General features: G+C 41.9%; 7 protein-coding genes. 5 read left to right on the top strand and 2 right to left on the bottom strand.

Annotated elements, in window-relative coordinates; all coding sequences use genetic code 11:
• Positions 1 to 99 precede the first annotated feature (99 nt).
• Both pulA and V7Z64_RS11315 read left to right on the top strand, forming a co-directional pair.
• On the top strand, positions 100 to 2,223 hold the full coding sequence (gene pulA / locus V7Z64_RS11310; RefSeq protein WP_334110454.1) for a type I pullulanase: 2,124 nt from the start codon (positions 100 to 102) through the stop codon (positions 2,221 to 2,223).
• Positions 2,224 to 2,304: 81 nt separating this feature from the next.
• Positions 2,305 to 3,081 (top strand): phosphotransferase family protein, encoded by a 777-nt coding sequence (locus V7Z64_RS11315; RefSeq protein ID WP_297989602.1) that lies wholly within the window; start codon positions 2,305 to 2,307, stop codon positions 3,079 to 3,081.
• Here V7Z64_RS11315 and V7Z64_RS11320 read toward each other — a convergent pair.
• Positions 3,073 to 3,342 (bottom strand): YtzH-like family protein, encoded by a 270-nt coding sequence (locus tag V7Z64_RS11320; protein ID WP_003398390.1) that lies wholly within the window; start codon positions 3,340 to 3,342, stop codon positions 3,073 to 3,075. The two genes, V7Z64_RS11315 and V7Z64_RS11320, sit on opposite strands and share 9 nt — an antisense overlap.
• A 72-nt stretch (positions 3,343 to 3,414) precedes the next feature.
• On the opposite strand from V7Z64_RS11320, the gene trmB reads away from it, so the two are divergent.
• Entirely contained in the window at positions 3,415 to 4,065 is a 651-nt protein-coding gene (trmB, locus tag V7Z64_RS11325) for a tRNA (guanosine(46)-N7)-methyltransferase TrmB (RefSeq protein WP_219985174.1), read from the top strand.
• 80 nt (positions 4,066 to 4,145) lie between these two features.
• Positions 4,146 to 4,985: a YtnP family quorum-quenching lactonase gene (locus V7Z64_RS11330; RefSeq protein WP_334110457.1), complete on the top strand. Its 840-nt coding sequence runs from the start codon at positions 4,146 to 4,148 to the stop codon at positions 4,983 to 4,985.
• A 24-nt stretch (positions 4,986 to 5,009) separates the two neighbouring features.
• Here V7Z64_RS11330 and V7Z64_RS11335 read toward each other — a convergent pair whose 3' ends face one another.
• The gene (locus V7Z64_RS11335; RefSeq protein WP_442885205.1) at positions 5,010 to 5,309 is read right to left on the bottom strand and encodes a PepSY domain-containing protein; all 300 of its coding nucleotides are present in this window, start codon (positions 5,307 to 5,309) and stop codon (positions 5,010 to 5,012) included.
• A 103-nt stretch (positions 5,310 to 5,412) separates the two neighbouring features.
• On the opposite strand from V7Z64_RS11335, the gene V7Z64_RS11340 reads away from it, so the two are divergent.
• The coding region (locus V7Z64_RS11340; RefSeq protein WP_367178555.1) for a M42 family metallopeptidase at positions 5,413 to 5,984 on the top strand (572 nt) is incomplete at its 3' end.

Here is a 5,984-nt window from a genome sequence, read left to right on the forward strand (position 1 = left end):
TTTTTTTGTTTGGTTGTAAATTTATGTTAGTAAATTTGCTCATCTACAGTTATAATTCATAAAATAGTGGATTGAAAAATCGGAAGTTGGTGACCGGTCATGCTCCCAAAACAACAGTCGTTTGAAGCTTATTTAGATGAGTTGACAATGATTACTATTTTATTTCCGTGCCATGTTGACCAAAAACGTGTGCCGATATTTTTTTTATGCGATGATGAAAAAACAGCATATCGCTTAACGATTCGGTCAAGTGAGAAGCATCATTCATTTATAAAATATGAGTGCCTCGTTCCTTTTATCGTTGAATTAGGAAAGCGATATGTCGTTTACACGGAAGAAGGGTGGCAAGCCCCATTGCAAGTAGGAGCTGTGATGCGCACGAAAGCGTTTGATGATTTGTATGCATATGACGGAAATGATCTTGGTGCAACGTACGAGCCGGAAAAGACGACGTTTAAAGTATGGGCACCAACGGCGACAAGCGTGTTATTAAAGCTTATTCATCCAGCGACGAAAGAAGAAACGACTTATGTCATGGTGCGGGAAAAAAAAGGAGTATGGACATATACTGTTTATGATGATGTTGAACGCTTTTTGTACACGTATATGACGTATGTGAACTTTATTTGGCGTGAAGCTGTTGATCCTTATGCGAAGTCTGTTTCCGTGAATGGAACATATGGCGTTGTTGTCGATCTTGCAAAGACAAACGTACCGAAACCGCCAATGTCTCCGTTTATTTCGATGACGGATGCAATCATTTATGAAATGCATATACGCGATTTCACAATTCATCATGAAAGCGGAGTGAGACAAAAAGGAAAATATGTTGGCTTAACGGAGCGCGGAACAACAGGCCCAAACGGAACATTAACGGGACTTTCATATATTAAGCAGCTTGGTGTGACGCACGTTCAACTTATGCCTGTGCAAGATTTTGAAGGAGTTGATGAACTTCAGCCGCTTAAGATGTACAATTGGGGATATAATACAGTGCATTACAATGCTCCAGAAGGAAGCTATGCGACTGATCCGGATGATCCGTATGCGCGTATCATCGAGTTAAAACGAGCCATTCGTGCTTTCCAACAGGAAGGCATTCGCGTCATTTTAGATGTTGTATATAACCACGTATACGTTCGCGAAACATCATCGTTTGAGCATCTTGTTCCCGGATATTATTTTCGCTATGAACGAAATGGCTATCCATCAAACGGAACGGGAGTAGGAAATGATTTAGCTTCTGAACGGAAAATGGTCAAAAAGTTCATTATTGACTCGGTAACATATTGGTTAAAAGAATACGGCGTCGACGGATTTCGTTTTGATCTCATGGGCATTTTAGATATAGATACGATGAATGATGTGCGGCGAGCCATTGATGAGATCGATCCGACTGTTATCATTTTAGGGGAAGGATGGGATTTAGCAACACCGTTACCATCCGAAAAAAAGACGACAATCGCTAACGCAAAACATACACCGCGCATTGCATATTTCAACGATCGTTTTCGCGACTACGTCAAGGGAAGCACGTTTCATATTTATGAGCGAGGCTTCGCTTTAGGAGATTGTTCATATAAAGAAGCAGTGATCGGAGCGATTCGTGGAAGCATCCACCTCTTTTTCTCCCCGAGGCAAAGTGTGAATTATGTCGAATGTCACGATAACCATACGTTATGGGACAAAATGGCCGTTGCAAACGCTCATGAAAGTGAATATATTCGACGGAAGCGTCAAAAGCTAGCAACAGCTATCGTTTTATTATCGCAAGGTATTCCGTTTTTGCATAGCGGTCAAGAGTTTTATCGGACGAAAAAAGGGGTGGAAAATAGTTATAACGCCCCTGATGAAGTGAACCAAGTCGATTGGAATGAGAAAAGTAAATGGGAAGAAGATGTGCGAGAAATAATGAAACTCATTGAGCTTCGGAAAAAGCATGGTGCGTTCCGGTTTTTAACCGCTGATCAAGTTCGGCGTCACATGAAATTTTATGACACGCATCTATCCGTCATTGCTTATCAGCTTGTTGATGTTGGCGTGTATGGCCCATGGAAGCAAATTGTTGTCGTTTATCATAACGAAGAGAAAAAGGCGATGTTACCGCTAGCAGATGGAAAATGGAAAGTAATGTTTAGTTCGGAAAAGGAATGGTTAGGGAATGTTTATGAACGGTTTGTTGAAATAAATGGAATTGGTACGTGGGTATTAATTCAATGTTGACGGAGGAACGATAGGAAAGATAAAATCTAGTAAGATGACAATCGTTATTTTTATTTTGACTAAGTCGAAAGGTGAGCTCACTTGGAACAGTTACTAGGTAAGGAGTGGGAAATCTCCCCCGCAGGCGGTGCGACAGGGGATGCATATATTGCGGAGCATGATGGGAAGAAGCTGTTTTTAAAGCGCAATTCTTCCCCATTTTTGGCTGTTTTGTCAGCTGAAGGAATCGTCCCAAAACTAGTATGGACGAAACGAATGGAAAATGGAGATGTGATTACAGCACAACAGTTTTTACATGCGCGGGAATTAAAACCGCACGATATGACGAGCAAACAAGTTGCTCAATTGCTTCGAAAAATTCATCGCTCAAAAGAACTGTTAGCGATGATGGAGCGACTTGGCAAAAAGCCTTTGTTGCCGAATCGTTTGCTGGAAAAAATAAAAGAAAACAGATGCGATGAGCTGAAAGAACACCCGATCGTAACGGAAGCTATTGCATTTTTAGAGCGTCATGTAGATGACGTGCGTTATACAGATTATGTCGTTTGTCATTGTGATATGAACCATAACAATTGGTTATTGACAGAAGACAATCAGCTTTATTTGATCGACTGGGATAGCGCGATGATTGCTGATCCTGCGATTGATATCGGCATGTTATTGTACGCTTACATTCCACGAGAGCAATGGGAAAGCTGGTTAGAGGAGTACGGTTTAGCGTTCGATGAACAACTGCAGTTGCGTATGAAATGGTATACGGTTGCTCAAACGATTGCGCTGCTCGTGTGGCATAAGGGGAGAAATAACGAAAAGGAAATGCAACGTTTGCTGCATTTCCTTGAACATTTGTTACGTTAATTGATCCATCCACTCGGCGAGCTGTTGTTCATGCTGATCGATGTGCGAAGATAGGTCAGTTGCATTTTTTCCGCCTTGACTATATGTGTAAATGTGAGACAACGTTTGTTTCATTTCAGAATGAACAGCATTGTTTGCCATGAGTGATTTGGCAAGGCGCTCAATTTGTTCGCATTCCGCTACTGTTCCTGAACGATCAAGCTGGTGTTCGGACAAAATGTCTTTTAGTACGGTTAACTGATGTTCATGATTAATGGCCATGTTCATCCCCCTATTCGCTTATTAATATGGCCATGTTGATCTTTTTGTATGCAAAGAAACGGAGGATGAAACGTGCGTTTACGGAATAAGCCTTGGGCAAAAGAAAAAATTGCTGCATATCCACAATATATCATTCCACAACCTGAACAATATAAAGGTCGGTGGCACGAATTATTTTCAAACGACCGTCCGATTCATATTGAAATTGGGACAGGAAAAGGTCGTTTTATTACGGAAATGGCAAAAATGCATCCACACATTAACTATATCGGTATTGAGCTATATGAGAGCGTCATCGTATGTGCGCTTGATAAACTCATCGATCATGATTTACCGAATTTGCGTTTATTAAATGTGAACGCGAAAGAGTTAACGAACATTTTTGCCAAAGGGGAAGTTGAACGTATTTATTTAAATTTTTCTGATCCGTGGCCAAAAAAGCGACACGAAAAGCGCCGCTTAACTTATCGTACATTTTTAGAGCTATATGAAAACATTTTAGTGGATGAAGGGGAAATTCACTTCAAAACGGATAATCGCGGGCTGTTTGAATATTCCCTTGTTAGTTTTTCGCAATACGGTTTAGTTCTTCAGTACGTCAGCCTCGATCTTCATCGAAGCGGCTTCGAAGGAAATGTGATGACAGAATATGAACAAAAGTTTTCTGAAAAAGGAAACCCTATTTATCGTTGTGAAGCGAAGTATCGGAAACCTATGTCGTGAATTGGGCATAGGTTTTTCTCTTTTCTGAATATTTTTGTAATGTTAAAATGGAGAGTGAAAGAGGACAAGGGGGAAAAGTGATGGAGAAATTAACGATCGGTCAAGCAACGATGACGTGGCTGAATGGGGGAATTACGCATTTAGATGGGGGAGCGATGTTTGGCGTTGTGCCAAAACCGCTTTGGGTAAAAAAATATCCATGTAATGAACATAACCAAATTCCGCTTCGCACCGACCCGATTTTATTGCAGGTAGGTGGGAAACATATACTCATCGAGTCGGGGATTGGACGAGGGAAGCTAACAGAAAAGAAAAAGCGTAATTTTGGTGTAACAGAAGAATCGGCTTTAGAGGAACAGTTAGCCCTCCTTTCTTTAAAACCGGAGGATATTGATCTTGTGTTAATGACACATTTGCATTTTGATCATGCGAGCGGCTTAACAAAATGGGAGGGAGACACGCTCGTTCCGGTGTTTCCGCGCGCCCGCATCATCACATCAGCAGTAGAATGGGCCGAGATGAAGGAGCCGAATATTCGCTCGCGTAATACGTATTGGAAAGAAAATTGGGAAGCGATTGTTGATCAAGTTGATACGTTCGCAGAACAGTTAGAAGTTGTTCCAGGTGTTACGATGGTTCATACAGGCGGCCACAGCGATGGACATGCGATTATTATCATTACATCTGAAGGAGAGACAGCTATTCATCTCGGTGATTTAATGCCGACACATGCGCATCAAAATCCACTTTGGGTTATGGCATATGATGATTATCCGATGACATCCATTTTCGCTAAACAAAAATGGATAGCTTACGGAGTTGAAAACAGAGCATGGTTTACATTTTATCACGATGCGTACTACCGAGCTGTTCGTTGGAACGATGAGTTTCAAATCGTTGAATCGCTTAAACGTCAGTAAAACCCAAGCTGCTTTGCTTGGGTTTTACAGTTTTTTTGCTTCAATAATCGTTCCGGTTTTTGCATCAATGAGGCATTCATATGCACCAGTGGGACGGGTAATTCCGCCGCGATAAATGTTGTAGCGAAGGCCATTTTTTTCAACTGTCTCAACGGTCGTTTGAATCCATGATCCAGTAATCTCACCTGTTTGTTGAAACGCCTGTTTTGCTTTTTGAAGCGCTTGCTCAGATGAAATCAATCGGTTATGTTGCCACTCATTCCATATGTATGCTGTCGCCGCACCGACAACGATACCAGTTAGAAACGTTTTTATACGCATCATACATTCCTCCATTTTTCTTTTAGTATACCGAATTGTGCGAGTGGAAACTACATGTAAAATTCGCTACAATGACAAATAGCGAGCAAAGAAAGGGGAAAACACGATGGATTTGCAATTGTTTCAAACGTTAACCGAATTGCCAGGAGCGCCGGGAAATGAACATGCGGTGCGCGCTTTCATGCGTGAACAATTACAAAAATATGCTGATGATATTGTGCAAGATCGTCTCGGAAGCATTTTTGGTGTGAAGCGCGGCAAAGAAAATGGACCAGTAGTGATGGTTGCTGGACATATGGATGAAGTTGGTTTTATGGTCACCGCCATCACTGAACAAGGAATGATTCGCTTTCAGCCGCTTGGCGGTTGGTGGAGCCAAGTATTGCTAGCTCAGCGCGTGCACATTATAACGGATCACGGACCAATTGTTGGTGTGATCGGCTCGATCCCGCCTCATTTGCTTGACGAAGAGCAAAGGAAAAAGCCGATGGATATAAAACATATGCTTATTGATGTTGGAGCGGATGATCGCGCTGATGCGGAGCGCATGGGCATTCGTCCAGGACAACAAATTGTGCCGATTTGTCCGTTTACACCGATGGCGAACGGAAAAAAAGTGATGGCGAAAGCGTGGGACAATCGTTACGGTTGTGGTTTAGCCATTGAGCTATTAAAAGA

The sequence above is a fragment of the Anoxybacillus sp. genome, from assembly GCF_036834105.1.
Classification (GTDB): Bacteria; Bacillota; Bacilli; order Bacillales; family Anoxybacillaceae; genus Anoxybacillus.

Coding starts and splice junctions, on each gene's coding strand:
- pulA (WP_334110454.1), top strand. CDS start 100: ATGCTCCCAAAACAACAGTCGTTTGAAGCTTATTTAGATGAGTTGACA.
- V7Z64_RS11320 (WP_003398390.1), bottom strand. CDS start 3,342: ATGGCCATTAATCATGAACATCAGTTAACCGTACTAAAAGACATTTTG.
- V7Z64_RS11330 (WP_334110457.1), top strand. CDS start 4,146: ATGGAGAAATTAACGATCGGTCAAGCAACGATGACGTGGCTGAATGGG.
- V7Z64_RS11335 (WP_442885205.1), bottom strand. CDS start 5,309: ATGATGCGTATAAAAACGTTTCTAACTGGTATCGTTGTCGGTGCGGCG.